The following is a 25,861-nucleotide window of genomic DNA, read 5'->3' as shown; positions in this document are numbered from 1 at the left end:
CATGCCGCATTCGTTCGAGGAAAAGCTCGCCCGCCTGCACGCCCTGCGCCGCCAGACCCTGGAGGGCGGCGGTGCCGACAAGATCGCGAAGATCCATGCCAGCGGCCGCCTGACCGCCCGCGAGCGCATCCACCTGCTGCTCGACGAAGGCAGCTTCCAGGAGACGGGCGTCTTCGTGCGCCACCGCAGCCACGAGATGGGCATGGACCGTGCGCGCCCGGTCGGTGACGGAATGGTCACCGGCGTCGGGAACATCGACGGTCGGCAGGTCTACGTGTTCGCGCAGGACTTCACGGTCTTCGGCGGCTCGATGAGCGAATCCAATGCCCTGAAGATCTGTCGGCTGATGGACCAGGCGCTGGAAAACGGCTGCCCGGTGATCGGGCTGAACGACAGCGGCGGCGCCCGCATCCAGGAAGGCGTGCGCTCACTGGCTGGCTATGCGGAGATTTTCTGGCGCAACACCATGGCCTCGGGCGTCGTCCCCCAGATCTCCGCCATCCTCGGCCCCTGTGCCGGCGGCGCCGTGTACTCGCCCGCCATCACCGACTTCACGCTGATGGTGGACAAGACCAGCTACATGTTCGTGACCGGCCCCAACGTCATCAAGATGGTGACGAACGAGGATGTGACCTTCGAGGAGCTCGGCGGCGCGGCCACGCACTCGACGAAGAGCGGCGTCTGCCACTTCATGGCGACATCCGATGCCGACTGCCTGTTGATGACCCGGCGCCTGCTCAGTTTCCTGCCCCAGAACAACCTCGAGGACCCGCCGCGCGTCGTTCCCGGCGACGCGCCCGATCGTCGCGAGGAGAAGCTGAATTCGATCGTGCCCGACGACAGCCGCAAGCCGTACGACATGCTCGACGTGATCCGCCTAGTCGTGGACGACGGCGACTTCATGGAAGTGCAGGCACGCCACGCGCAGAACCTCATCTGCGGGTTCGCGCGGCTGGACGGGCAGCCGGTGGGCATCGTCGCCAACCAGCCGAAGTTCCAGGCCGGGGTGCTGGACATCAATGCCAGCCTCAAGGGCGCGCGGTTCGTGCGAACCTGCGACTGCTTCAACGTGCCGCTTGTCGTCTTCGAGGACGTGCCCGGGTTCCTGCCCGGCACCGAGCAGGAGTTCGGGGGAATCATCAAGCACGGCGCCAAGCTGCTCTTCGCCTTCTGCGAGGCCACGGTGCCCAAGCTCACCGTGATCACGCGCAAGGCCTACGGCGGCGCCTACGACGTCATGAACAGCAAGCACATCCGCGCCGACTACAACGTTGCCTGGCCTGGCGCCGAACTGGCCGTGATGGGACCGGAGGGCGCGGTCAACATCCTCCACCGGCAGACGCTGGCCGAAAGTGACGATCCCGTGCAGGAGCGCCGCCGCCTGGTCGACGAGTACAACGAGACCTACGCCAACCCGTTCATTGCCGCGGGCCTCGGCTACCTGGACGACGTGATCGAGCCGGCCGACACGCGTCGCCACCTGGTGGCCGCGTTGAACAGCCTGCGGAACAAGAAGCAGACCCTGCCGCCCAAGAAGCACGGCAACATCCCGCTGTAGGAGCGTCGCGTGACCACGAACCGCACCAAGGAACCATTCGGCATGCGCCACTTCGACAAGGTACTGGTGGCCAATCGCGGCGAGATCGCCGTGCGCGTCATCCAGGGCCTGCGCGAACTGGGGATCGCGACGGTGGCCGTGCACTCGGATCCCGACCGCACCGCACTGCACGCGCTGCTGGCCGACGAGGCCGTGGCCATCGGGCCCGCCCCTGCCGGCGAGAGTTACCTTGTGGGCGCGCGTCTCATCGAGGCCGCGCGCAAGACCGGCGCCGGCGCCATCCACCCGGGCTACGGGTTCCTGTCGGAGAATGCCGCGTTCTGCCGCGCGGTCGAAGCCGCCGGCCTGGTGTTCATCGGCCCCACCGCCGCCTCCATGGAGGTGATGGGAGACAAGCTCGCATCGCGCCGCAGGATGATGCAGAGCGGCGTCCCCGTGGTACCGGGCACCGAGGACGCGGTGCGCGATCCGGCCGTCGCGATCAGTTGTGCCGGGAAGATCGGGTACCCCGTGCTGCTGAAGGCCTCGGCCGGCGGCGGCGGCAAGGGCATGCGCGTGGTGCGTTCGGCCGGCGACATGGCCGCGGCATTGCGGCAAACCATGGGCGAGGCAGGGCAGTCGTTCGGCAACGACGCCATCTTCGTCGAGAAGTACATCGAGGACCCCAAGCACATCGAGGTGCAGGTGCTCGGTGACGGCCTCGGCGGCGCCATCCACCTGTTCGAGCGCGAGTGCTCGGTGCAGCGCCGCCACCAGAAGGTGATCGAGGAGAGCCCCTCCCCTTCGCTCACGCCCGAGCTTCGCGCCCGCATCTGCGACGCGGCGGTGCAGACAGCCCGCGCGGTCGACTATCGCGGCGCCGGCACCGTCGAGTTCATCCTCGCGCCGGGCGGCGAGTTCTACTTCCTCGAGATGAACACCCGCCTGCAGGTGGAACACCCGATCACGGAGATGGTCACGGGCATCGACCTCGTGCACGCCCAGGTTCGCATTGCCCGGGGCGAGGGCATCGGCCTGCGGCAGGAAGATCTGCACCAGCGCGGCTGGGCCCTGGAGTTCCGCGTCTGCGCCGAGGACCCGGCTCGGAACTTCGCGCCGAGCATCGGGCGCATCGAAGTGATGACCGTGCCGTTGGGGCCGGGCGTGCGCCTCGATACGGGCGTCTACGAAGGCTTCGAGGTGCCCATCCACTACGACCCCCTGCTGGCGAAGCTGATCGTCTGGGGCGAGGACCGGCCGCGGGCCATCGCGCGCGCGCAGCGCGTGCTGCGCGAGTTCACGCTGCATGGTCCCACGCACAACCTGCCGTTCCACCAGTGGGCCCTGCAGCAGCCGTCGTTCCGCGACGGCAGCTACACCACGCACTTCGTCGAGGCCACTTTCGACCCGGCAACCTGGCTGCCGCCGTTGTCCGCGGCGGATCGTGAGGCGCTGGTGGCGGCGGCCACCCTGGTTGAGAGCAGCCGTCGCGCAGCGCCGGCCGGCGGCGACGACGAGGCGGCAGCCGGCAGCAACTGGCGCCGTGCGGCACGACGCACCATGACCGGCAACCGCTGACCCGGACGAAAGGACCTCCGGCCGTGCTGATGCGGAAGAACTACATCGTGGAAGTGGACGGGCAGCAGCACACCGCGCAGCTGGCTTCCGACGGGCATCGCGCCGAGCTGGCCATCGACGGCGGCGAACCGGCGCCGGCCTCGTCCGTGCCGGTGCTGGGCGGGCGCGCGGTGGCGGTGACGGTCGGCGGCCATCGCCGCCTGGTCCACCTGTCGGTCGCTGACGCCCGCGGCAGCCTGAAGGCGACCCTCGACGGCCGCCCCGTGCCCCTGGTGGTCCTGGACGAGCTGCGCGCGCACGCCCGGCAAGCGCTGGGCGCCGCTGCCGGCAGCGGCACCCTGGCGGCCGACATCCCCGGGCTGGTCGTGGACATCCGGGTGGAGCCCGGCCAGGCGGTGCAGCGCGGCGAGCCGCTGATCGTGGTCGAAGCCATGAAGATGCAGAACGAGCTGACGGCCGGGATCAGCGGAAAGGTCGCGAAAGTGGCCGTCCGCGTCGGCCAGACGGTGAACCCGGGCGACGTCCTGGTGGTGATCGAGGCGGATCCGGGCGACTGACCCGCCCGCCGCCGTCGTTGTCCCGCGCCCATTGCCCCGGGGTGTGTAACCCTGGCCCCTGGCGGCCGTCTTAGGCCCCAAGATGAGACACTCAACCTTCACAGACCTGCTTGGCAGCCACCGGGACCGGGTTTACACCCAGGCCCTGTACAGCCTGCGTGACGCCCGCGACGCCGAGGACGTGACCCAGGAGGCCTTCCTGCGCCTGTGGCGCCAGGGCGGCGAGGTGCCGGCCGAGCGGGTGGCGCCGTGGCTGGCGCACGTGACGCGCAACCTCTGCATCGACCTGTGCCGGCGCCGGGCGGCGTCGCGGCGGCATTTCGGCGTTCCCGACCCGGATGCGCTCGAAGGCCTGGCTGCGGACACAGGCGCCGACGAGGATCCCCTGCGGAACCTGGACCTGGACGACCGCCAGCGGCAACTGGTCGATGCCCTGCAGACGCTGCCTGCCGAAACACGTGACGTCATGCTGATGCACTATTTCGAGGGCCGGAAACTGGCCGACATCGCCGCCACGCTCGGCAAGTCGGTCAGCGCGGTCAAGGTACAGGTCCATCGCGCGCGGCACAGCCTGCGCCTGGCCCTGGGTGACGCCGAGGCTGCTGCCCGGCAAGGGGGACTGGCATGAGGATCAACTGCGTCAACTGCGGGCCCGAACTGGCCGCCTGGGCCGCCGGCGAACTGGAGAGCGACATGCGCGAGGCGGTGGCCGCCCACCTGGCCGATTGCCCGGCCTGCCGTGCCGAACTCGATCGCGAACTCGCCCTGCGGGCCGCCCTGGCGCACCTGCCGGCCGCCGCCTGCCCGGATGCCGTGAGCCGGCGCGTGCTGGACGTCATCGCCGCCGAGCAGTCCGGGATCCGCCGTCGGCGCCAGCGCCTGGTCGCGGGCGTGACCCTCGCCGCCGCCACCGTGGCGGTGGCCCTGGTCCTGCGCCCGGGAACGACCCCGACGCCGCAGGCGCCGATCGCGCAGGTGGCCGTTCCGCAGGAGCGTGCGGCAGCACCGGCGCCGCTCGACCCTGCCGCATACGCCGCCGCCGTGGCTGCGTCCGGCTACACCCCCGAACAGGTGGCGGCAGCGCGGCGCGACCTGATCCAGACCGTCGCCCTGGCCGCGCGCGTCATCGACCGGACCGGTCGCGGAGCGATTTCCGATGTGTTCAGCGAACAGCTGCCCGCCGCGGTGACGGGCTCGCTGCGTTTGTCGAACGATCCCACCCGAGGAGGATGACCATGAAGGCGAGACTGCTGACTCTCTCCCTGTCCTTGTCGCTGTGCGCACTGCTGGCCCTGCCGGCATTGGCCCAGGACATCACGAAGCTGCCCGGGTACGTGGACCTGGACTGGATCCGCATTCCCGACGGCGCCGCCGAGATCCAGGATATCGTGCTGGATCCCGTGCTGGCCGGCCTGGCCGCCGGCGGCGGCGGTGTCGAGGACGCGGCCCTCAACCAGGCGCTGGCCATGGTCAAGTCGGTGCGCGTGAAGTCCTTCTCGCTGGCCGAAGGCCAGGACGAATCCACGGTCGCCACCGATGTCAAGAAGCTGCAGGAGCGCCTGACCAAGGACCACTGGCAGCGGCTCATCTACATGAAGGACGGCGAGGAGACCGTGACCGTGAGCACGCTCCATCGCGGCGAGGACATGGTCGGCCTGATGCTGCTGACCTACGAACCGGGCGACAGCGCCACGTTCGTCAACGTGGTCGGCGACCTGGACCTCACGACGCTGCTGCGCCTGGCCACCCAGATGCACGGCGACGAACTGGGCGGCATGCTCAAGGGCATCGAAGGCGGGCACGCCGGGCATGAAGGGCACGGCGGGCAAGACAAGCCCGAAGGCAACGAATGATCACCGACTAGACAAGTGACGAACGACCAGTGACGAACGACCAGTGACGAACGACCAGTGACGAACGACAAATGACGACGCCGCGCTCCCTCGGGGATCGCGGCGTCGCTCTTCATGCCGTGTCGCAATGTGCGCTCAGGCCAGGTTCTCCGGGTTGAGGCCCTCCAGTTCGGGCACCACGAAGCGGCCGTCCTTGCGGACCAGGCGGTCGTCGAACCGGATCTCGCCCCCGCCCCACTCCGGCGCCTGCATCATGACGATGTCCCAGTGCAGCGCCGACTTGTTCCCGTTGTCGGACTTCGCGTACGCGTTGCCCGGGGTCAGGTGGAAGCTGCCGCTGATCTTCTCGTCGAACAGCGTGTCGAGCATGGGCGTGGTGATGTACGGGTTGACGCCCAGCGCAAACTCGCCGAAATAGCGGGCGCCGTCGTCGGTGTCGAGAGCGCGCAGCATCTTCGACTGGTCGCCGTCGCACGTTGCCTCCATGATGCGCCCGTCCTTCACCTCGAAGCGGATGTTCGACAGTACCGAGCCACCCTGCCGCGTCTTCGTGTTGTACTGGATATGTCCGTTGACCGGAGTCGCGCACCGGCGCGATGTAGACCCTCGCCGTCGGGGATGTTGCGGCCGCCGTCGCACTTCACCGCCGGCAGTCCCTTGATGCTGAAGCGCAGGTCGGTGCCCGGCCCCGTGATGTGCACGCGGTCGGTCCGCTCCAGCAGTGCGTGCAGCGGGTCCATCGCGCGACTCATGCGTGCGTAGTCCAGCGTACACACCTTGTAGTAGAAATCGGCGAAATCCTCGGTCGAACGCTCGGCCGCCTGCGCCATGGCCGGGTTCGGGTAGCGCAGCACGCACCACTTCTTGTTCAGCCGCACCGGAATGTGCACCTGCCCCCAATAGGCCTGGTCGTGCCAGCGCTGGCGGTCGGAATCGACATCGGCAAGATCGAACGGGTTGGTGCTGCCGCGCACGCCGATGTAGGCGTCGACCGACTCCATGATCGTGCGGTGGAACGCGCCCCAGTCCTGGAACTGCTTCTCGCTGGCGTTGCGGATGAAGCCGCGACTGACGGTCTCGTCGTTGTAGTACCAGAAGGGCACGCCGCCGTGCTCGGTGGCCACGCGCACCAGTTCACGGCCCAGTTCAAGGGCGTCGAGGCCCTTGATCTCGATGTAGATCTTCTCGCCCGGCTGCAGCTTGACGCTGTAGGTGATCAGCTGCTCGGCCAGTTTCGTATTGCGCGGGTCCATGCTTTCCTCCCGGGGTTGGTCGTACCATTTTAGCCGAGAAGGGGCCGCGGCCCCAGCGCAAAGGCAAGGCCAGCGGGACGGGCGGCCGTGACGGCCGCCGCGGGCCCGGGGCCGGGAAGAGGCAGGAAGATGACCCACGATCAGCAAGGCATCCTGGCCGGGCTGCCGGCCGGGACGGCCGGGCATGTCGACCACATCGGCATCGCCGTGCCGGACCTCGAACAGGCGCTGGTGCTCTACCGCGACCTGCTGGGCCTGGAACTGGAGCGTATCGAGGAGGTGCCGCAGGAGAACGTCCGCGTGGCCTTCCTGAAGCTGGACCGCCAGGGCGGGCCCGGCCACCTGGAACTGCTGGCCCCCATGTCCGAGGCCGGCGCGATCGCCGCCTTCATCGCCAAGCGGGGTCCCGGGCTGCACCATGTGGCGGTGGCCGCGGTGGACGTCCCGGCGGTGCTCGAGCGGTGCCGGGCAGCCGGCCTGGCGCTGATCGACCAGGAGCCCCGTTGCGGGGCCGGCGGCAAGCAGATCGCCTTCGTGCACCCGCGCGGGACCGGCGGCGTCCTGCTGGAGATCTGCGGACCGGGCCCCGCCTGAGCCTGACGGGGCCCCCGGATACGCCTCAGGAGCCCCGGGCCGCCGCCGGCACGGACTGGGGGGTTCCCGGGGCCCTTGCAGCCCGTCAGCGGGCCTGGAAGACGCCCACGTCGCGCCACGAGGCCTTGCCGGTCACCGGGGTGGTGTCGGGCGTGCCGGTCGGGTTGAGCCAGGCGGGCACGTAGCCCGCGCCGAACATGCTGTCGTACTGGTTGGCCGAATCGGAGCCTACATACAGGGCCTGGGTGCCCGCTTCCGGGCAGCCGACCAGGGTTCCGCACGATCTCAGCGCTGTCCCGTCGAGCCCGAAACGCACGTTCGTCGGACGACCCTGGAACAGCACCTTCCAGCGCACCAGCAACGTGCGGCCGCCGCTGATCCGCAGCCCGGGGTGGAAACCGACCGCTATATTGCCGGGCGCCGGCCCCACGTTGAGTGCCTTGGCATCGGGGAATTCCTGCCCGATGATGCTCGCCTCGGCGCCCGTGATCCGGAGCGTGAGTTCGGCGCCGCCCAGCCGGAGGAAGGCGTCGCCATTGCGCGCCACAGCGTCGACGTCGGTCAGCCAGGCGGCGACATCGACGATGGTCACGCCGCCGTCCGGCTCACCGGTCGTTGCCGTCTCGACCAGGCTGTCGCCGGCCGCGAACGAGAAGCGGACCAGCCCGTTCTCGCCGCACCAGACCGACGCCGCCGCCGGCCCGGCCCCGGCCGCCAGGACGGCGACCAGGACGGCCACCACCCGACCGCCGCCAGCCCCAGGCGGTCCGCTGCCGCCCGCATCCGTCCCTTGCCTGCTGCCTTCATGGCTTCCCGTCCTTTCCCGCGCCGGCGTTCAGCTGCCGGTGCTCACGTAATTGCGCACGCCCCGCCTCCACAGCAGGGCCGCTCCCCCGAAGACCACCACGCCCACCAGCGGCGTCGCCATGGCCACCTTCGCCAGTCCGGGCCCGCCCACGAACCACGCTGCCGGATAGAACGCCACCCAGGCGAACGGCAGCACGAACGTCAGGAAGATCCGCACCGGCAGACTGTAGATCGTCAGCGGATAGCGGCTGAACCGGATCAGGTTATAGACCGGCGGCGCCAGCCCCATCTTGTCCTCGAACCAGAAACTGACCGCCGTGATGCCCAGGAACACGCCCAGGTAGACCAGGGCCGCACCCGGCGCCAGCACCAGCAGCGCCAAGACGTCTGTAACCCCGAAATCGAGCCCGAGTTTCACCCCGGCGTGGATCATCACCGCCAGCCCGAGCAGGATCTCGTTCAGCCCCGACACGTTGAACGACTCGAAGATCACCTGCGCCAGGCTGCCCACCGGCCGCAGCAGCACCCGGTCGAAACGGCCGCCGATCAGGTACTCGTCGGCGAAGCCGTACAGATTGACGCTCACCAGGTTGAACAGCCCCAGCGGCACCAGGCTGAACCCGTAGATGAACAGCACCTGCGGGTAGCTCCACCCGTCGAGCGCACTGACCTTCCCGAAGAGCACGCTCAGCACCGCGAGCTGGATCAGCAGGCTGAACCCGACGGCGAGCGTATCGATGAAGAAGTCCATGCGGTAGGCCAGCCGCATCTTCAGGAACTGCACGAAATAGGCGCCGAAGATACGCGCCTGCCAGGCCAGCTGCGCGGGGCGCGTGCGGGTGTTGCCGGTCTCGAAGCGCGTTGTCGCCTCCATCTCAGCCTCCCTGCACGGTGACGTGGCGCGTGGCCACGCGCCAGACCAGCCGCGCGGTGATGGTGAGCACCACGGCCCAGCCCACCTGCAGCAGCAGCCCCTGCGCCAGGTCCGGGCCCTGGCGCTTGCCGAGGTAGATCATCACCGGCACGTAGCTGATGGCCTGGAACGGCAGCCAGGCCACCGCGACCTGGAACCAGCCGGGGAAGAACGTGAAGGGCACCACCACGCCGGTCAGGAAATCCATGCCGACCATCTGCGCCCTCAGGACGCCCTGGATGTTCTTCATGGCGAAGGCCAGGCAGCCGACGAGGAAGCCCAACTGGCTGTAGATCACGAGCGAAAGCGCGAAGCTCACGAACGTCCAGCCGAGCGCGGCGACGCTTGCCGGCGCCCCCACCCCGAACAGGGGCACCACCACGAGCATGATCGGGATCGTGAACATGATCAGGCGGAAGCCGGCCTCGCCCACCGCCTCGAACATCATCACCGACTGGAGATGGAAGGGCTTGATGAGGTGCATGGCGATCTCGCCCTCGGTCACCATGCGTGCCAGGTCGCGCGAGATGTTGTTGAAGTACAGGCTGCGCCCGATCCAGCTGATGGCCACGTACGTCACCATCTCGCGCACGTCGAGCCCGCCGATCGAGGCCGGCAGTCCCTCGGCGGCGCGACCGGCGTACAGTGCCAGGTACAGGTAGTAGTGCCCGGCAACGAAGATCGTGTAGCTGACGACACCCGTGTAGTAGCGCAGCCGGTAGGCCAGGAACTTGAGGAACGCCAGCCGCACGAAGTAGCCGTACAGGCCGACCGAACCCGCCGGCGTGCGTCGCCAGGGCTGCAGCCGCGCCGCCCCGGCGTCCTGGAGCACGCCGTTCATTCCGCGCTCCCGACAGCGGCCTGGCGGTAGATCTCGCGCACGACGTCCTCGATCGGCTGCTCGGCCAGGTGCAGGTCCTGCACCGGCCGGTCGTTGACCACGAGCCGGATCACCTCGGCCGCTCGCACCTCGACCCGGTTGAAGCGGGCCACGTGGCGCAGGCCGCCGTCGGTCTCCCAGGTCACCGGCAGGCCCGCCGTGGCGGCAGCCAGTTCGGCAGCGGCGGCAGGCTCGCGCAGCTCGACGGTCAGGCGCACGCTCTGCCCCACGCGCCGGCGCAGCTCGGCCAGTTCGCCGTCGAAGTGGACCTTTCCCTGGTCGATGATGATGACCCGCCGGCACAGTTGCTCGATGTCGCCCAGGTCGTGCGTGGTGAGGATGACGGTGACGCCCTCGCGCTCCTGGATGCCGCGCAGGAAACCGCGGATGTTCTCCTTGGCCACGACATCGAGGCCGATGGTCGGCTCGTCGAGGAAGAGCACGCGCGGACGGTGCAGCAGCGCCGCCGCGAGGTCGCAGCGCATGCGCTGGCCCAGCGACAGCTTGCGCACCGGCTGGCTGAGCAGCTTGCCCGTCTCCAGCAGGTCGTCGAAGAGCTTCATCTGGCGGTCGTAGGTGGCGTCGTCCACCTCGTAGATCTTCTTCAGCAGCCGGAACGACTCGACCACCGCCAGGTCCCACCACAACTGCGTGCGCTGCCCGAAGACCACGCCGATGTGCCGCGTGTACTGCTGTCGCTGGCGCCACGGCACCATGCCGCCCACGTCCACCTCGCCGCCCGACGGCGTCAGGATGCCGGTGAGCATCTTGATGGTGGTCGACTTGCCGGCGCCGTTGGCGCCGATATAGCCGACCATCTCGCCGGGCTCGATCGTGAACGAGACGTTGTCGACGGCGCGCAGCAGGCGGCGACGGGGACGCAACAGGTCCTGCAGCCCGCCCCGTACGCCCTCGCGCCGGTCGACCAGGCGGTAGTCCTTGCACAGGCCCTGCACGCGGATCAGCGGATCCATCAGGCCTCGCCGTTTCCGTCGTCGACCGGGGCGGCCTGCAGGCCGGCCACCAGGTCGCGCACTTCACGGTCGGTCTTCTCCAGCTTCTCGCGGCAGACCTGGATCAGCTCGACGGCCCGTGCCACCTCGGCGCCGAGGCGGTCGATGTCCACGGTGTCCTCCTCGAGTCCGGCGAGGATCTCCTCGACTTCGCCGACGGCCTCACCGAAAGAGAGACTTCTGGCCGGGGCGCGCTTGGGGCTTGGCTTTCTGTCCGCCAACTCTGACTCCACTTCCCTTGGTTTGTCCGCCGCCGTCCGCCTCGACGCCGGCGACCGTGCTGGCAATGACGCCGTCGCTGAACCGGGTCAGCATCGTGTCGCCGGGCGCAGCCTCGGCGGCGCGCGTCAGGATGCGGCCGTCGGCCGCGGTGGTGATCGTGTAGCCGCGGGCCAGCAGTCGTGCCGGGTCGAGCAGGCGCGCCTGCGTCGCCAGCGCGGTCAACCTCAGATCGCCGGCGGCCAGCATACGCCGGGTCTCGCGCTCCAGTCGCGCCCCGTGCACGGACTGGTCGCGGCGCGCGGCCAGCAGGCGGCTGGCGGTTCCGGCCGCCAGGCGCGCCGGCGCCGCCGCCAGGCGGTCGCGACGGCGGCCGACGCACGCGACCGCCGCCAGGGCCACGCGGGCGCGGCGATCGGCCAGGCGCGAACCGGCCTCGGCCAGGCGCCCGGAAACGGCGCCCTGCAGCCGCGCGGCGCCGTGGTGCACACGCAGGTGGCCGTGGCGCAGCGCCGCGCGTGTGGCGCGCTCGAGGCGCGCCGGATCGGGAACGCGTACGCGTGCCTGGCGCACCTGCAGTGTGGCGAGGCGCGCCAGTTCGCGGGCCGCATGGTCCACGCGCGCTGCGGCCTCGCCCACGCGATCGACCAGGAACGACGCCGCGGCCGTCGGCGTCTTGCACGACACGTGCGCCACCTCGTCGGCGATGGAGCGGTCGATCTCATGCCCGATGGCCGTGATCACCGGCACCGGGCAGCTCGCGATGGCGATCGCGAGGTCGCGCTGGTCGAACCAGCTCAGGTCGGCGCGCGAGCCGCCGCCGCGCGTGATCACGATCACGTCCACCGACTCGGACTGCAGGTGCCTCAGCGCGGCTATCACCTCGGCCTCGAGCTGCTCGCCCTGCATGCGCGCGCCGCGCGCCACGACCCGGAAGGCCCACGGACTGGCCTCGAGGCCGGTCAGGAAGTCGCGCTCGGCGGCGCTGCCGCGGGCCGTGACCAGGCCGACGCGCAGCGGCAGCTCGGGCAGCGGCAACGATGCGTTTGCCCGCAGCAGGCCGGCCTGCTCGAGGAAGGCCAATGTCTGCCGACGGCGCGCCTCGAGCCGCCCCAGCGAGAACGTCGGGTCCACCCCGACGATCTTCAGCGTCAGCTTGCCGAACTTCGGGTAGAAGTCGACGCGGCACTCCAGGCAGACTTCCAGCTGGTTGGCCAGCTGCAGGTCGCGGTCGGTGCCGTCCAGGAAGCGACCCAGCCCGAATTTCTGCCGGTCCCAGCCCATCAGGGAAACGGCCACTGCATATTCGGCGGCACCGCTGCGGCCGGTTTCATGCAGCTCGAAATAAACGTGCTGTCGCGTGGCGGCGTCGTGCGGCAGGCGTTGCACCTCGCCGCGCACCCAGACCGTGCGCGGGAACGCCTGCTGCAGGGCCACGGCGATCTGCTCGTTCAGCTCGCGCACCGTCAGCACGGGACGGGCAGTAACAGAGCCGGCGGCTTCTTCGCTCAAGACCTCACCTCGTGCCAGCGCGGGCCCAGGAACAGGACCAGCATCCCGACCGCGTACAGGGCGAACCACGTAACCAGGGCCCAGGTGGCGCCCAGCAGGTCGCCCCCCAGGGCAATGCCGAACAGCCAGGCCAGAGGCGGCATCAGCCCGAGGCCGGCCGCGACGTCGACGATCATCACGGCGCGCGTGCGCCCGGCCCCCCGCAGGGCGCCCGCCAGGGTCAGTCCCGTCGCGCTGACGAGCTGGGCCGCGCCCACCAGGCGCAGCGCGGGCGTCCCGGCGCGCACCAGTGCCACATCGGGCGTGAACAGGCGCAGGAGAGGCGCGGGCATCAGCACGAACAGCGCCCCGCAGGCGCCCATGATCAGCATGGCCAGTCCCATGCCCGTCCAGGCGGCGCGGCGTGCGGTGTGCATGTCGCCGGCGCCCAGGGCCTGGCCCACCATCGTCTGCACCGCCGCGCCCACGCCGAGCCCCGGCATGAAGCTCACCGAAGCCAGCCGCAGGACCACGGCGCCGACAGCCAGCGTGGCGGTGGAGATGCCGCCCAGAATAACGTAAAACGCCATCAGGGCCACTACGACGCCCAAGGTCTGCACCGCGGGCGGCCAGGCCATGGCCAGGAACGGGCGCACGAGTTCATGGTGGAAATTGCCGCGCGCCAGCAGGCGGAAGCGGTGACGCACGCGGGGCCTGAGGTACACCGCCAGCAAGGCCACGGCCGCAACCCCGGTGCTCAGCGAGCTGGCGATGGCAGCTCCCGCCACGCCCAGCGCCGGCAGCCCCGCCTGGCCGTAGATCAGCAGCCAGTTCAGGGCGACGTTCAGCACGTTCATGCCCACGCCGACCACCATGCCCACGCGCGTCCAGCCGATGCCGTCGCCCATCGCCTTGAACTGGAAAAAAACCAGCAGCGGCACCAGCCCGACGCTGCGCCAGTACAGGTAGGTGGCGCCAAGGCGATCGACTTCGGGATCGCGCGTGACCAGGCGCATCAGCCCTTCCGGCCAGCGCATCCCGAGCCAGGTGGCGGCGGCGCCCAGCACCACGACCACGACCAGTGCGGTGGTCAGCACCGAGCCCACCTGGTCATCCTGGCCCGCGCCGACCCGACGGGCGGTGAAGGTCTGGCAGGCCACGTCGACGGCCTTGAGCGTCATCGCCAGGGCCGAGAAGATGAGCGTGGCCAGGCCGAGCGCCGCCAGCGGCGGCCCGCCCAGGCGCCCGACCATCAGCGTGTCGACCAGGCCCATCAGGGTCTGCGCGAACTGGGTGAGCACGAGCGGCACCGCCAGGGCGGTGATCGTCGCCGCGAGGCGACGGCCCGACGTGGAGCCTCCGGCACGCCCGGGCGGCAGGTCTCCCGCCGGAAGCCCCGATCGCGTCAGTCGACAAGGATCTGCAACGCCCGGGCGATCAGGCGGGCGCCGAACCCGGTGGCGCCCCGGGGACAGGTGGCCGTCGCGCGCGCGGTCCAGGCCACGCCGGCGATGTCGAGGTGCGCCCACGGCGTCTCGTCGTCGACGAAATGCGACAGGAATGCCGCCGCGGTCAGGGCGCCGGCATCGCGCCCGTCGCCGAGGTTCTTCAGGTCGCTCAGGGTGCCGGCCATCTCCTCGCGATGTTCGTCGACCACGGGCAGCTGCCAGACGCGCTCGAACGTCTCGCCGCCGGCCTGGCTCAGCGTGTCCATCAGATCGGCGCTGTTGCCCATCAGGCCCGCGAAGTGGTTGCCGAGAGCGACCACGCAGGCACCGGTGAGCGTTGCTGCGTCGATGATGTGGTCGGGCTTGCCGCGCGCCGCGTACCAAAGCGCGTCGGCGAGGATGAGGCGGCCTTCGGCGTCGGTGTTGAGGATCTCCACCGTCTTGCCGCTGGCCATGGTGACGATGTCCGAGGGGCGCGCCGCGCGGCCGTCGGGCATGTTCTCGGCCGTGGGGATGATCACCGTCAGGTCGAGCGGAAGGCGCAGGCGCGCGGCGATCAGCGCGGCGCCGAGCACGGCCGCGGCGCCACCCATGTCGGTCTTCATCAGTTCCATGCCGGCGGCCGGCTTCAGCGAGATGCCGCCGGTGTCGAAGGTGATGCCCTTGCCGACCAGCGCCACCCTGGGCAGCGGCGACTTCCGCCGGCCCGGCAGGCGCCAGTGCAGTTCGATCAGCTGCGGCGGATTGGCGCTGCCCTGGCCCACGCCCAGCAGGCCGCCCATGCGCAACTGGCGCAGGCGGGCCGGCCCGAGCACGCGGCAGGTGAGGCCTTCGCGCCGCGCCACGGCGCGCGCGCGGCCGGCCAGCGCCAGGGGCGTCAGCAGGTTCGGCGGCTGGTTCACCAGTTCGCGTGCCAGGAGACACCCGGCGGCGTACGCCGTGGCTTCGGCAAGGCCGGCCTGCAGGGCACGGTGTCGACCGCGTGCCGCCGCCAGCGTCATTCGGGCGGGCATGGGCGCCGGGGCCGCGCGACCCTTGCCGCTCTTGAGCACGCCCACCGGCGAGAGCGCCAGTTCGGCGCCCTCGGCCCAGCAGCGCGCCAGCGCGATGTCGTCGAATGCCAGGGCGCCGGCAGCCGGCAGTACCACGTGCACCCGGGCCGCCTTCATTTCCGCAGCGCGTGCCGCGGCGCGGCCTGCGGCGCGGCGCACGGTCTCGAGCCCGACTTTCGCCGCCGGCCCCAGGCCCACCAGCAGTGCCCAGCCACTGTCGCCGCGGGGTAGCAGCAGGAGCGACTCGGCCTTGGCCGTGAAGCCCGTTGCCGCGAGCGATGCCGGTCCCCCGGGACCCCGCGCCGGGCGCCGGCCCTTCCGGCCCGCCATGGTCGCGACCGCCAGCCCTCCATGGCGCGCGAGGGCTGCGCCGAGGGGCTCGAAATCAGGCGCCTCGTCGACCTGGAAGACGGGGACCACGACAAGATCGGTTACGGCCGTGGCGGCGGCAGGTTCAGTAACGGCAAAACGCATGCAGGGCTCCTTCGGGGAATACAGGGTGGCCGGAAGCCGGCGCCGCCGGGGCGCCAGCCGGCCGGCGGCCGTATCGTATCACGGGGTTTCCGGACTGCCAACCGCACGCAGCTCACGGGGTTTTGGACCTTGAGCCGGACAGGTAGTGTCGGTAGACTCCGGGCGGGGCAACCCGGGCCGGGTATCGCCCCCGAAGTCTGCGTGCACACGCAACGAACAACCGCCGCCGGCGTACTCCAAGGATCGGCGCCCGCCCCCGGGCGCCCGGCGCACGGACCCCGCCCCGGCGAAGGGAAGGCACAGTGGACCCGCGCGACCAGGACGAAGACGGCGGCTTTGCCGGCAGCGGCTACGGCGGCTATGGCGACCGTACGGGCCCGGGCGCCTTCAACGGCGGCGGTTTCGGCAACGGCCCGCACGAAAAGGGCCCCGAAGGCCTGCGGCTCTGCCCCTGGGAACGACGCGCCGAGTTCGGTTTCCTCAATGCGCTCTACCTGACCACGCGTGAGGCACTGGCCGGCCCGGGCCGCTTCTTCGATCGCATGCCCACGCGCGTGGGACTGACCCAGCCGTTTCTCTATGCGCTGATCCTGGGCGTGACGGGGGCGTTCCTCGGCTGGATCTGGTCCCTGTCCGGGAGCTCGCTGCAGTCACTCGTGAGCGACAATCTCAGTCACTTCTTCCGCGGGCCGTGGGGGGCGTTCCTGGCCTTCGTCGGCAGCCCCATCTCCATCACCGTCGACGTGTTCCTGCGGGCCGGCCTGATGCACCTGATGCTGATGCTCCTGGGCGGCAACCAGCTCGGGTTCGAGGCGACGTTCCGCGTGGCGACCTACGGCAAGGCTGCCAGCGTGATCGCGCTGTTGCCTTTCTGCGGCGGCATTGTCGCGTTGATCTGGGAGCTGGCCATCGACATCATCGGCCTGTACCGGATCCACGGCACCGATCCCTGGCGGGCGATGGTGGCGGTCCTGGGGCCTGCTCTGATCTGCATTTCGAGCTTCGGCGCCGCGCTGGCGCTGGTCATCGTCGGGATGGGACTGAATTGACGAAGCCCTGGCGACTGGTGGCCGAGCGCTCGCCGTTCCCGCGGCTGCTCGTATTCCCGCTGCTGACGATGGCGGCGATGTTCGTCACACTGGCCCGTGTGAACGCCGACCTGCTCATGCGCAGTGCCCATTGTGCGCTCCGCGACGGCCTGAAGATCCCGTGCCCTACCTGTGGCGGGACGCTGGCGGCCATTCGACTCTCCGAGGGGCGGCCGCTGGCCGCGCTGGCGGCCAATCCCCTGCTGACGCTGGTCGCGGTGGGTGGCCTTGCCTGGTCGCTCTACGCAGTGGTCGCCACGTTCAGGCCCAGCTGGCGGCGTTCGCTCCAACTGGACCCGGCGGGCGTCCGGGCCCTCCGCTGGGCCATCGTCGTGCTGCTCGTGGCGAACTGGGCCTATGAGATCCTCGCCCGCTAGGGGCCGTCGGCGGCGGCGGCCATCACGCTTGGCAACGACCCGGCCGGCGGTTAACGTGGGCCGACCCCCCACCCTGGAAAGGTGTCACCGATGACCGACAATGCCGCAGCCGGTTCGGGCCGGACCTGGCGATTCTCCCGCCCCTTCTGGATTGCCAACGGCGTCGAGCTGCTCGAGCGCGGAGCCTGGTACGGCGTGTTCATCGCCATCACGCTCTATCTTTCGCGCATCCTCGGCTTCACCGATATCCAGGCCGGCGTCATCTCGGGACTCTTCTCGGCCGGGCTCTACCTGCTGCCTCCGTTCAGCGGGGCGCTGGCCGACCGCATGGGCTTTCGCAAGGCGCTGCTGCTCGCGTTCGGCCTGCTGACCGTCGGCTACGGGCTCATGTGGGTGCTCCCGGTCATGCTGCAGAATGCAGGCCTCGCCACCTACGGGCAGAAGGTGACGTTCACGGGCCTGGAACAGACTTCCTACAAGTGGCTGTTCATCCCGGTGATGCTGATCATCATGGTGGGCGGGTCGTTCATCAAGTCAGTGATCACCGGCACGGTGGCCACCGAGACCAACGCGATCAACCGCGCCCGCGGATATTCGATCTTCTACGCGATGGTCAACATCGGTTCGTTCAGCGGCAAGACCATCGTCAAGCCCCTGCGCGACAGCATGGGCGACCAGGGCCTGGTGACCCTGAACCTGTTCTCCGCCGGCGCCACGCTGCTGGCCTTCCTTGCCGTGTTCGCCTTCTACAAGGGTGCGGCGGCGCCCGGCGCGGGCAAGACCATGGCTGAGATCTGGCGTTCGCTGGTTGCCGTCTGCAGCCGCGGGCGGCTGCTCATCCTGATCTGCATCGTCACCGGCTTCTGGCTGGTGCAGGGCCAGCTCTACGCCACCATGCCCAAGTACGTGCTTCGGATGGCCGGCGAGGGCGCCGCGTTTTCGTGGTACGCCAACGTCAACCCGGCGGTGGTCGTGCTCTCGGTGGCCCTGGTCACGCAGTTGATGCGTCGCTTCAGCGCCTTGACCTCGATGACCGTCGGCATGTTCATCATGCCCATCTCGGCATTCTGCATGGCGGCGGGCAACATGATCGGCGCCGACCACATCATGGGCATGCACCCGGTCGCGTTCATGATGGTGGTCGGCATCGCCTTCCAGGGCTTTGCCGAGAGCTTCATCTCGCCCCGGTTCCTCGAGTACTTCTCCCTGCAGGCGCCGAAGGGCGAAGAGGGCCTGTACCTCGGGTTCAGCCACCTGCACTCGTTCCTCTCGTACATCATCGGCTTCGCGATGAGCGGCTTCATGCTGGACCGCTGGTGCCCGGAGCCGACCAAGCTGTCCGAGGCCGTGCAGGCGCAGCGGCTCGCGGCGATCGAAGGCACGGCGCCGCTTCCGGAGGCGTACGCGCACGCGCACTATATCTGGTATGTGTTCGTGGCCATCGCGATCGTCTCGGCCCTGGCGCTGATCATCTTCGGACAGGTGACCCGTCGGCGCGACGCTCGCCTTGCCGCTCGCGGCTGAGCCTGCTTCTTCGGGGACGGCCACGACCGTGGCCGTCCCGCCCGATCCCGCCTAGCGTGTGTCTTTTCCCGTCCCCGGTCTCCGGCACGCGCGAGGTTCATCATGCGATCAATGAAATTGCCCGTTCGACAACAGTGCGGGGCGCTGCGCACCGGCGCAGTCCGGCCTGGGCGCCGGTTGCCGGCGACTGCCCTGGTGGCGCTGGCCTGGCTGGCTCTATGCGCCGCGTCGGTCCAGGCGCAGGTGGGCCTGCTCCCAGTGCTCACGGGGCTCGACCAGCCGGTGCGCCTGGTGGCCCCGCCGGGCGATCCGCGGCTGTTCGTGGTCGAGAAGCCGGGGCGCATCCGGGTCTTCGCTGCTGATGGCACCGACCGCGGCATCTTCCTGAACCTGGCCGGCAGCATCTCGAGCGGCGGCGAACGCGGGCTGCTCGGGCTCGCCTTCGCCCCCGACTACGCGAGCAGCGGCCGCCTCTATGTCGACTACACGGACGCGGCCGGCAACACGCGCCTGGTGCGTTACGTCGTGAGCGCCAATCCGGACCGGGCCGATGCCGCCAGCGCCGACACGCTGTTGACGGTGGGCCAGCCCTTCAGCAACCACAACGGGGGTCATCTCGAGTTCGGCCTCGACGGCATGCTCTACTTCGGCCTCGGGGACGGCGGCAGCGGCGGCGATCCGGGCAACCGCGCGCAGGACGGCGCCACGCTGCTGGGCAAGCTGCTGCGGCTCGATGTCTCGGGGCCGGGCTATGTGCCGGCGGCAGGCAATCCGTTCATCGGCAGCGCGCCCCTCGACGAGATCTGGGCACTCGGCCTGCGCAATCCGTGGTGCTTCACGTTCGACACTGCAACAGGCGACCTCTATATCGCCGATGTGGGCCAGAATGTGTGGGAGGAGATCGATGTCGTGGCGGCGGGCGCCGCCGGCGTCAACTACGGGTGGCGGCGCATGGAAGGCAACGTCTGCTACAACCCGGCCACGAACTGCAACACCGGCTCGCTCACGCTGCCGGTCCACCAGTACGAGCACGGCGGCGACCCGTTCCGCTGCTCGGTTTCGGGCGGCTACGTCTATCGCGGCGCCGCCATCCCGTCGCTGCAGGGCACCTACCTGTTCGCGGACTACTGCAGTCGCCAGATCTGGGGACTGCGCTGGACGGCTGCCGGCGGGCTGGCCTCGGTCACGGAATTGACCACCGCGCTCACCCCGGCCGGCGGCTATACATCGATCTCTTCGTTCGGCAGGGATGCCGCCGGCGAGCTCTATGTCCTCGACCATGGCGGCGGGAACATCTACCGCATCGTGCCGACGACCAGCGGGACCGGACCGGTTCCCGGGCTGCGGCCGCGACTCGGCCAGAACCTGCCCAACCCGTTCAATCCGCAGACGCGGATCCCGTTCTTTGTACCGGTGGCCGGGGTGGTCACCTTGTCCGTGCATGACGTCGCCGGGCACTGCGTGCGCACGCTGGTGCGCGGCATCCTTGATGCCGGCGACCATGCCGCCACGTGGGACGGCCGCGGGGACGATGCCAAGGCGCTGCCCAGTGGCGTCTACCTGGCCCGCCTGGAGGCGTCGGGCGGGTCGAGCGCCAGGAAACTGGTCCTGGCCCGCTGAGACTGTGCCTCCGGCCGGACATCGTACCGCATCAAGCGTCTACTGCCCGGCCAGCAGCTTCCTCGCGATCACCAGGCGCTGGATCTCGCTGGTACCTTCGTAGATGCGCGTGACGCGGACATCGCGGTAGTAGCGCTCGACATCGTATTCCTTGCAGAATCCGTAACCGCCGTGGATCTGAACGGCGGCATCGGCGGCGCGGCCCGCCGCCTCGCTTGCCATCAATTTCGCCATGGCCGCCTCGCGCGTGTGCGGGCGGCCGTTGTCCTTCAGCCAGGCGGCGTGGTACGACAACAGGCGCGCCGCTTCCAGTTCCGTGCCCATGTCGGCGATCTTGTGGGCGATGACCGGCTGCGAGGCCAGGGACTGCCCGAACTGCTCGCGCACCTTGGCGTAGGCGATGGACGCGTCGAGGCAGGCCTGGCCGATGCCCAGGGCCTGGAACGCGATGCCGATGCGGCCGCCGTCCAGCGCCGTCAGCGCCACACGCAGGCCGGCGCCTTCCTCTCCCAGCCGGTGCGAAGCCGGCACCCGCGCGTCGTCCAGGGCGATGACCGCCGTGTCGGACGCACGCAGGCCCATCTTGTCTTCCTTCTTCGCCACGGAAAGCCCGGGAGTGTCGCGTTCGACCAGGAATGCGTGCGTTCCCTTGTTTCCGTGCGTGCCCGGCTCGCGGGCGAGGATCACGTAGAAGGCGGCGCGCGCGCCGTTCGTGACGAACGACTTGGCTCCGTTCAGCACGTAGTGGTCCCCGTCGCGGCGGGCCGTCGCGGCCAGCGCAGAGGCGTCGGACCCGGCGCCGGCCTCGGTCACGCAGAACGCGGCGATCTCGCCGGCGGCCATGCGCGGCAGGAACTGCCGCTTCACTTCGTCGGTGCCGAACAGCGCCACCGGGTAGGAACCCACGCTGTTGTGCACCGTCAGCATGACACTGACGCCCGCACTGGCCTTCGAGAGTTCCTCGACGACCAGCCCGTAGGTCAGCGTGTCGACGCCGAGGCCGCCGTAGGCTTCGGGAAAGGTCAGGCCGAAGAAGCCCGCTTCGCGCAGGGCTGCCAGCAGCGTCTCGGGCATGTCGCCCTCGACATCCATGCGATGCGCGATGGGCGCGATGTGCTGGCGCGTGAAGTCGCGCACCATGTCGCGGAACATCGTCTGGTTCTCGCTGAGCTCGAAATCCATCTGTCACTCCCGGTGTGTCGACTTCGGCGGCGGCCCGCAGCCGTCCCCTTCCCTTCCCTTGGCCCAGACCCTACCAGGCCGTGGACCAGCGCGTCCCCAGCCCCGGCCCCAGCAGCACGGCGTTCACCAGCAGCCGTTCGCTGTCCCGCATCCAGCGCCGCCAGGCCGGCGGACCGGCGAACAGGATGACCTGCCCGCGCCCGACGTTCTCGCGCGTCGCGTAGGCGGTGCGTGCCAACCGCGCCGCGCCTTCCGGCCACAGCAGGCCGCCCAGGTGCAACTGGTCGATATCCGCGAACCGCGCCGCCACCGTCGCCGGGGGCGCAGCCAGCAGCGCGTCGTCGGCCCCGAACCAGACGGTGATCTCGCTGTCCAGCCCGAAGCCCAGCCACTCCTCGGGGTCCACCTGGGCGCGCAGCAACGCCCCCTGCGGCATGAACCGGCGCAGGCGTTCGTCGGCCCGTGCGCGGTCTTCCGCCTCCGGACCCTTGCGACCTGCCGCCAGCGCATCCTGCAGCCACTCGTCCATGCGCTTCGGCACGCCGCCCAGGGCCGTGCCCTGATCCACGCCCGCCGCGAACGGCGCGGCGCCCGGGCCCAGCAGCGGCGCCACGTCATAGGGCGAGGCGCGCCTGCCGGTCGGGTCGGGCGCCGGGGCCGCCATCTCGGGGCCGGGCTTCGGCGTCGCCGCCACCCGCAGGCCGGTGGCCGCCGTACGCCCGGCCTGCTCGACCATCGCGGCGGGAATGGACCACACCGGCGAGGGATGCAGTTCGAGAGCCTGCTCCCGGAACCGGCTGGCCGTCAAGGTCAGCGTCGAGTCGGCCAGCAGGCGCGCCCCGCCGTCGAGGCCGATCGCGGTGCCGCCGGCCTCGATCCACTGCCGCAGGCGCTGCAGGCCGCCCTGGCCCAGCACCTGTCGGTACATGCCGACGCCGCCCATCACCGGCGGGAAGACCAGCACGTTGTAGCGCGACAGGTCGACGCGCGCGAACCGGCCGGCATCGAGGCTGCTGAAGCGCAAGCCCAGTTCCTGGTCGAACAGGTGCCAGACGTGGCCGTAGTCGTCGGACGCGATCGGCATGCCGGCCAGCACGCCGACGCGCGGCGCGACCAGCACGTCGAATTCGGAGCCGCCCAGGTCGGGCCCCGCCTCCACGCGCGAGGTGCCGACGGCCTGCATCGGCGCCCGGTTCACGAGCTTCGCCAGCACCGCGTCGAGGTCCGGCAGGTTGCCCTCGCGCCGGATCACCAGCGCGCCGGCGGCATAGCTGCGACCCTCGATGGTGAACGGCTTGCGGGCGGCGCGCACCGTCACGCCCGACTGCAGCAGTTCGGCCAGCACGCGGCTGTTCTCGTCGGGGTCGCCGTCGATGATGAGTGAGACCCAGTTGCCGGCCGGCGCGCCTGCCGGTGTCGGCATCACCGCATCTTCCGCCGTCCACGGCCGCCAGTCGCCGGCAGGCACGCTGCCGGTCCAGGCGGCCGGCACGCCGCGCAGCAGCGGCAGCGACCAGGCGGTGGTGTCGTAGAGCCGGCTGCCCTTCTCCTTCTCCAGGTACTCGCGCTCGTCGCGGAAGAAGGCCGCGTCCATGGGCACGTGCGGGTCCAGCACGGCGCGCGCCAGCAGGCCGGCGGGCTGGTCCAGTCGCACGAGCAGCGAGCCGGGCGGCAGTTCGCGCGCGTCACGCTGTCCGGTGCGCGCGTCGGTGGCCGTCGCCTTGATGGTCTTTTCACCGTCCAGCACCTGCACCTCGATGCCCTGTGCAGCGAGGATCATCGCCAGTTCGGGCAGGCGGCCGGGGTGGCGCGCGTCGGGCGTGAAGATCCAGGCACGTTGCGCGCCTTGCCGTCCCAGCGCGACCGCTTCGGCGCGCGCGGCGCGGTGGTCGGCCAGGATCTCCAGCTTGCGCGAGCGCAACGACTCGAGATTCGCCAGCGTGGAAATGACCTGGTGCTCGACGGCCTGCGCGAACGTGCGTTCGGTGCCGTCGTGCTTGCGAACCAGGGTGCCGGTCGTGCGCGACATCTCGTAGAGGATGCCGATGCCGCCGTGGTAGGCCGCCCACGACGAGCCGTAGCCGGGGAAGAACTCCTCGTTCCACTCGCCCGAGAAGTAGGGATAGCCCCGCACGTCGAGCGCGTGCGCCTGCTCGTCCGAGAACGCCCGCTCCCACTTCTTCACGGTCAGCGGCCGGAGCGGATTGAACGGATGACGCGCCGGCGGGAACAGGTAGCTCGAGTCCGAGCCCATCTCGTGGCTGTCGACGAGCAGCTGCGGCAGCCAGGCAGCCACTTCGCGCGCCCGCGCGCTCTCGGGCAGGCGCATCGGGATCCAGTCACGGTTCAGGTCGAACAGGTAGTGGTTGCCGCGCCCCCAGGGCCAGACGCCGGTGTGCGAGAGGTCGTCCTGGTCGGGATTGGCCGACTGGTGCGCGAACGAGCCCACCTGCGCCAGGTAGCGGGCGCGGCCGTCCGGGTTCTCGCAGGGGTCGATGAGGATGACGAGGTCGCGGCGCAGCGCCTCGGCCCTGGCGTCAGTGCCCGCAACGAGCCACCAGGCCAGCGCGCAGGCGGCGTCGGTGCTGCTGAGTTCGTCGCCGTGGATGCCGTAGGCCAGCATCGCCACGGCCTTGGCGTCGGCTGCCGGGACCGCTGGCGCATCCGCGCGCGAATCCAGGCGCGCCACGTGCCCGCGCCGGAAGTCCTCCAGCCGTTCGATGGTCGCCGGGTCGGAAACCGCGAGCAGCACCAGCGGGCGCCCTTCGAACGTGCGGCCGAACTCCATCAGCTTCGCCCGCGGCGAGGCGTCATCGAGCGCCTTGAACCAGGCCAGCACCTCGTCCGGGCGCAGGGGCCGTTCGGCCGGCTCGACGCCGGTGACCTCGCGCAACGTGGGCACGGCCGGGTCGAAGACGGCGCCGGCGAACAGCGCTGCCGGGTCGAGTGCCGCCAACCCGCTGTTGAGCGGCGTGGCCACCGGCGCAGCAGCGGGCGCGGCCCAGGCCGCCACCGGCATCAGGACCAGGGCGAGCATCGACAGCAGCCGCAAGGGCCGCACAAGACGGGGTCGGAACGGGGACATGCCGGACTCCTGCGGGTTGGGCGCGGGCGGGGAGCGTCGGGTGCCCCCGCGGACACGGGGCTGCATGCCCCGGGCAGACGGCGAGGGCGACCGGGCGGCCGCCCTCGCTCCTGGATCCTACTTCTTGAGCTCGAGCGACGAGATCACCATGCGCTGCGCCTCGCTGGTGCCCTCGTAGATCTCGGTGATCTTCGCATCGCGGAAGTGACGCTCGACCGGGTACTCCTTCGAGTAGCCGTTGCCGCCGAAGATCTGCACCGCTTCGTTGGTGATGAAGTGGCTGGCCTCGCTGGCGAACAGCTTGGCCATCGCCGACTCCTCGCTGTAGCGCCCCCCCTGGTCCTTGGCCCAGGCCGCGCGATAGGTCAGCAGCCGCGCCGCCTCCAGCCGCGTGGCCATGTCGGCGATCTTCCACTGGATGGCCTGGAAGTCGCAGATGGGCCGGCCGAACTGCTCGCGCTGCTTCGAATAGGCCCGCGACGCCTCGTAGGCCGCCGCCGAAATGCCCAGCGCCTGGCTGGCGATGCCGATGCGCCCGCCGTCGAGCGTGCTCATCGCGATGCGGAAGCCCGACTCGGGCGGTCCCAGCACCTGGTCGTCCGGGACGATCACGTTGTCGAAGGCCAGCTGCGCCGTATCGGAGGCGCGAATACCCATCTTCTCTTCCTTGCGGATGACTGAGAAGCCGGGGCTGGTCGTCTCGACGATGAAGGCGCGGATGCCCTTGTGCTTCTGGGCCGCGTCGGTCTGCGCGAAGACGATCAGGATGTCGGCGTTGGCGCCGTTGGTGATGAAGTTCTTCATCCCGTTCAGCACCCAGTGGTCGCCGTCCTTTTTGGCCACGGTGCGCTGTGCGGCGGCGTCGGTGCCCGCTCCCGGCTCGCTCAGGCAGTAGGCGCCCAGCTTCTGGCCCGCGGCCAGGGGCTTCAGGAAGCGCTGCTTCTGGTCCTCGTTGCCGTACGTTTCCAGCGGCCAGCACACCAGGCTGTTGTTGACCGACATGATCACGCCGCAGGAGGCGCAGCCGCGGCTGACCTCCTCCATCGCCGCCACGTAGCAGACCGTGTCCAGGCCGGCGCCGCCGTACTGCTCCTCGACGTTCATGCCGAGCAGGCCCAGCTCGCCCATCTGCTTCACGATCTCCTTCGGGAAGCGCTCGGTGGCGTCGAGTTCGGCAGCCACCGGCACGATGACCCGGTTCGTGAAGTCGCGCGCCATGTCGCGGATCATGCGTTGCTGTTCGTTGAACTGGAACTGCACGGGAGTCTCCCGGGGTTGGGAACGCCGGCCGCCCGCTGGTCACAGGCTCCGGCGTC

At 70.1% G+C, this 25,861-nt stretch carries 22 protein-coding genes and 1 pseudogene; 11 read left to right on the top strand and 12 right to left on the bottom strand.

Annotation, left to right across the window (positions count from 1 at the left end; all coding sequences use genetic code 11):
* The first annotated feature begins 1 nt into the window (after position 1).
* From IPG61_18550 to IPG61_18525, 6 genes are all read left to right on the top strand, one after another.
* Positions 2-1,558 carry an acyl-CoA carboxylase subunit beta gene (locus IPG61_18550; protein MBK6736031.1) on the top strand — a complete coding sequence of 519 codons (1,557 nt, stop codon included), beginning with the start codon at positions 2-4 and terminating at the stop codon, positions 1,556-1,558.
* Positions 1,559-1,600: 42 nt separating this feature from the next.
* Positions 1,601-3,115, top strand: a complete 1,515-nt coding sequence (locus IPG61_18545; GenBank protein ID MBK6736030.1) for an acetyl-CoA carboxylase biotin carboxylase subunit — start codon at positions 1,601-1,603, stop codon at positions 3,113-3,115.
* 23 nt (positions 3,116-3,138) lie between these two features.
* Entirely contained in the window at positions 3,139-3,672 is a 534-nt protein-coding gene (locus tag IPG61_18540; protein MBK6736029.1) for a biotin/lipoyl-binding protein, read from the top strand.
* 82 nt (positions 3,673-3,754) lie between these two features.
* A complete protein-coding gene (locus tag IPG61_18535; GenBank protein MBK6736028.1) occupies positions 3,755-4,300 on the top strand; it encodes a sigma-70 family RNA polymerase sigma factor in 546 nt (181 codons plus the stop codon).
* Positions 4,297-4,905 carry a zf-HC2 domain-containing protein gene (locus IPG61_18530; protein ID MBK6736027.1) on the top strand — a complete coding sequence of 203 codons (609 nt, stop codon included), beginning with the start codon at positions 4,297-4,299 and terminating at the stop codon, positions 4,903-4,905. Before IPG61_18535 ends, IPG61_18530 begins: the two co-directional genes overlap by 4 nt.
* Positions 4,906-4,907: 2 nt before the next feature.
* On the top strand, positions 4,908-5,525 hold the full coding sequence (locus IPG61_18525) for a DUF4252 domain-containing protein (protein ID MBK6736026.1): 618 nt from the start codon (positions 4,908-4,910) through the stop codon (positions 5,523-5,525).
* Between the two features lie 135 nt (positions 5,526-5,660).
* Here the strand turns inward: IPG61_18525 and IPG61_18520 are convergent.
* A pseudogene (locus tag IPG61_18520) lies at positions 5,661-6,778 on the bottom strand (aminopeptidase).
* A 129-nt stretch (positions 6,779-6,907) separates the two neighbouring features.
* On the opposite strand from IPG61_18520, the gene mce reads away from it, so the two are divergent.
* The gene (mce, locus tag IPG61_18515; GenBank protein ID MBK6736025.1) at positions 6,908-7,372 is read left to right on the top strand and encodes a methylmalonyl-CoA epimerase; all 465 of its coding nucleotides are present in this window, start codon (positions 6,908-6,910) and stop codon (positions 7,370-7,372) included.
* 85 nt (positions 7,373-7,457) lie between these two features.
* Here the strand turns inward: mce and IPG61_18510 are convergent, their stop codons facing one another.
* From IPG61_18510 to IPG61_18475, 8 genes are all read right to left on the bottom strand, one after another.
* Positions 7,458-8,111 (bottom strand): hypothetical protein, encoded by a 654-nt coding sequence (locus IPG61_18510; GenBank protein ID MBK6736024.1) that lies wholly within the window; start codon positions 8,109-8,111, stop codon positions 7,458-7,460.
* A 96-nt stretch (positions 8,112-8,207) separates the two neighbouring features.
* On the bottom strand, positions 8,208-9,053 hold the full coding sequence (locus tag IPG61_18505) for an ABC-2 family transporter protein (protein ID MBK6736023.1): 846 nt from the start codon (positions 9,051-9,053) through the stop codon (positions 8,208-8,210).
* Position 9,054: 1 nt separating this feature from the next.
* Positions 9,055-9,933: an ABC-2 family transporter protein gene (locus IPG61_18500; GenBank protein MBK6736022.1), complete on the bottom strand. Its 879-nt coding sequence runs from the start codon at positions 9,931-9,933 to the stop codon at positions 9,055-9,057.
* Positions 9,930-10,946, bottom strand: coding sequence for an ATP-binding cassette domain-containing protein (locus tag IPG61_18495; protein MBK6736021.1), 1,017 nt, complete (start codon positions 10,944-10,946; stop codon positions 9,930-9,932). The genes IPG61_18500 and IPG61_18495 overlap by 4 nt, the downstream gene beginning before the upstream one ends.
* Positions 10,946-11,206, bottom strand: a complete 261-nt coding sequence (gene xseB, locus IPG61_18490; protein ID MBK6736020.1) for an exodeoxyribonuclease VII small subunit — start codon at positions 11,204-11,206, stop codon at positions 10,946-10,948. Before xseB ends, IPG61_18495 begins: the two co-directional genes overlap by 1 nt.
* Positions 11,148-12,716 carry an exodeoxyribonuclease VII large subunit gene (gene xseA, locus IPG61_18485; protein MBK6736019.1) on the bottom strand — a complete coding sequence of 523 codons (1,569 nt, stop codon included), beginning with the start codon at positions 12,714-12,716 and terminating at the stop codon, positions 11,148-11,150. Before xseA ends, xseB begins: the two co-directional genes overlap by 59 nt.
* Complete coding sequence (locus tag IPG61_18480) at positions 12,713-13,996, bottom strand: MATE family efflux transporter (GenBank protein MBK6736018.1); 1,284 nt, start codon at positions 13,994-13,996, stop codon at positions 12,713-12,715. The genes xseA and IPG61_18480 overlap by 4 nt, the downstream gene beginning before the upstream one ends.
* A gap of 104 nt (positions 13,997-14,100) precedes the next feature.
* Positions 14,101-15,669 (bottom strand): leucyl aminopeptidase, encoded by a 1,569-nt coding sequence (locus IPG61_18475; GenBank protein MBK6736017.1) that lies wholly within the window; start codon positions 15,667-15,669, stop codon positions 14,101-14,103.
* Between the two features lie 302 nt (positions 15,670-15,971).
* On the opposite strand from IPG61_18475, the gene IPG61_18470 reads away from it, so the two are divergent.
* From IPG61_18470 to IPG61_18455, 4 genes are all read left to right on the top strand, one after another.
* The gene (locus IPG61_18470; protein ID MBK6736016.1) at positions 15,972-16,718 is read left to right on the top strand and encodes a YIP1 family protein; all 747 of its coding nucleotides are present in this window, start codon (positions 15,972-15,974) and stop codon (positions 16,716-16,718) included.
* Positions 16,715-17,134 (top strand): DUF2752 domain-containing protein, encoded by a 420-nt coding sequence (locus IPG61_18465; protein ID MBK6736015.1) that lies wholly within the window; start codon positions 16,715-16,717, stop codon positions 17,132-17,134. Before IPG61_18470 ends, IPG61_18465 begins: the two co-directional genes overlap by 4 nt.
* 90 nt (positions 17,135-17,224) lie before the next feature.
* Positions 17,225-18,658 (top strand): MFS transporter, encoded by a 1,434-nt coding sequence (locus tag IPG61_18460; GenBank protein MBK6736014.1) that lies wholly within the window; start codon positions 17,225-17,227, stop codon positions 18,656-18,658.
* A gap of 102 nt (positions 18,659-18,760) precedes the next feature.
* Positions 18,761-20,278 (top strand): PQQ-dependent sugar dehydrogenase, encoded by a 1,518-nt coding sequence (locus tag IPG61_18455; GenBank protein ID MBK6736013.1) that lies wholly within the window; start codon positions 18,761-18,763, stop codon positions 20,276-20,278.
* A gap of 39 nt (positions 20,279-20,317) precedes the next feature.
* Here the strand turns inward: IPG61_18455 and IPG61_18450 are convergent, their stop codons facing one another.
* The 3 genes from IPG61_18450 to IPG61_18440 all read right to left on the bottom strand — a co-directional run bounded on the left by IPG61_18450 (position 20,318) and on the right by IPG61_18440 (position 25,805).
* Entirely contained in the window at positions 20,318-21,460 is a 1,143-nt protein-coding gene (locus tag IPG61_18450) for an acyl-CoA dehydrogenase family protein (GenBank protein ID MBK6736012.1), read from the bottom strand.
* Positions 21,461-21,530: 70 nt separating this feature from the next.
* Positions 21,531-24,545, bottom strand: a complete 3,015-nt coding sequence (locus tag IPG61_18445) for a hypothetical protein (GenBank protein ID MBK6736011.1) — start codon at positions 24,543-24,545, stop codon at positions 21,531-21,533.
* 117 nt (positions 24,546-24,662) lie between these two features.
* Positions 24,663-25,805 carry an acyl-CoA dehydrogenase gene (locus IPG61_18440; protein ID MBK6736010.1) on the bottom strand — a complete coding sequence of 381 codons (1,143 nt, stop codon included), beginning with the start codon at positions 25,803-25,805 and terminating at the stop codon, positions 24,663-24,665.
* Positions 25,806-25,861: the final 56 nt, after the last annotated feature.

This window comes from bacterium (assembly GCA_016703265.1).
Lineage (GTDB): Bacteria > Krumholzibacteriota > Krumholzibacteriia > LZORAL124-64-63 > LZORAL124-64-63 > CAINDZ01.
Note: the sequence above shows the minus strand (reverse complement) of the source record. Positions and strands in the feature narration are given on the sequence as shown.

Excerpts from the sequence above, each read along its gene's own strand:
- IPG61_18450 (MBK6736012.1), bottom strand. The coding sequence starts at position 21,460 with ATGGATTTCGAGCTCAGCGAGAACCAGACGATGTTCCGCGACATGGTG.
- IPG61_18455 (MBK6736013.1), top strand. The coding sequence starts at position 18,761 with ATGCGATCAATGAAATTGCCCGTTCGACAACAGTGCGGGGCGCTGCGC.
- IPG61_18545 (MBK6736030.1), top strand. The coding sequence starts at position 1,601 with ATGCGCCACTTCGACAAGGTACTGGTGGCCAATCGCGGCGAGATCGCC.
- IPG61_18500 (MBK6736022.1), bottom strand. The coding sequence starts at position 9,933 with ATGAACGGCGTGCTCCAGGACGCCGGGGCGGCGCGGCTGCAGCCCTGG.
- IPG61_18550 (MBK6736031.1), top strand. The coding sequence starts at position 2 with ATGCCGCATTCGTTCGAGGAAAAGCTCGCCCGCCTGCACGCCCTGCGC.
- IPG61_18525 (MBK6736026.1), top strand. The coding sequence starts at position 4,908 with ATGAAGGCGAGACTGCTGACTCTCTCCCTGTCCTTGTCGCTGTGCGCA.
- IPG61_18535 (MBK6736028.1), top strand. The coding sequence starts at position 3,755 with ATGAGACACTCAACCTTCACAGACCTGCTTGGCAGCCACCGGGACCGG.
- IPG61_18475 (MBK6736017.1), bottom strand. The coding sequence starts at position 15,669 with ATGCGTTTTGCCGTTACTGAACCTGCCGCCGCCACGGCCGTAACCGAT.
- IPG61_18505 (MBK6736023.1), bottom strand. The coding sequence starts at position 9,053 with ATGGAGGCGACAACGCGCTTCGAGACCGGCAACACCCGCACGCGCCCC.
- IPG61_18445 (MBK6736011.1), bottom strand. The coding sequence starts at position 24,545 with ATGTCCCCGTTCCGACCCCGTCTTGTGCGGCCCTTGCGGCTGCTGTCG.
- IPG61_18530 (MBK6736027.1), top strand. The coding sequence starts at position 4,297 with ATGAGGATCAACTGCGTCAACTGCGGGCCCGAACTGGCCGCCTGGGCC.
- IPG61_18495 (MBK6736021.1), bottom strand. The coding sequence starts at position 10,946 with ATGGATCCGCTGATCCGCGTGCAGGGCCTGTGCAAGGACTACCGCCTG.
- IPG61_18460 (MBK6736014.1), top strand. The coding sequence starts at position 17,225 with ATGACCGACAATGCCGCAGCCGGTTCGGGCCGGACCTGGCGATTCTCC.
- mce (MBK6736025.1), top strand. The coding sequence starts at position 6,908 with ATGACCCACGATCAGCAAGGCATCCTGGCCGGGCTGCCGGCCGGGACG.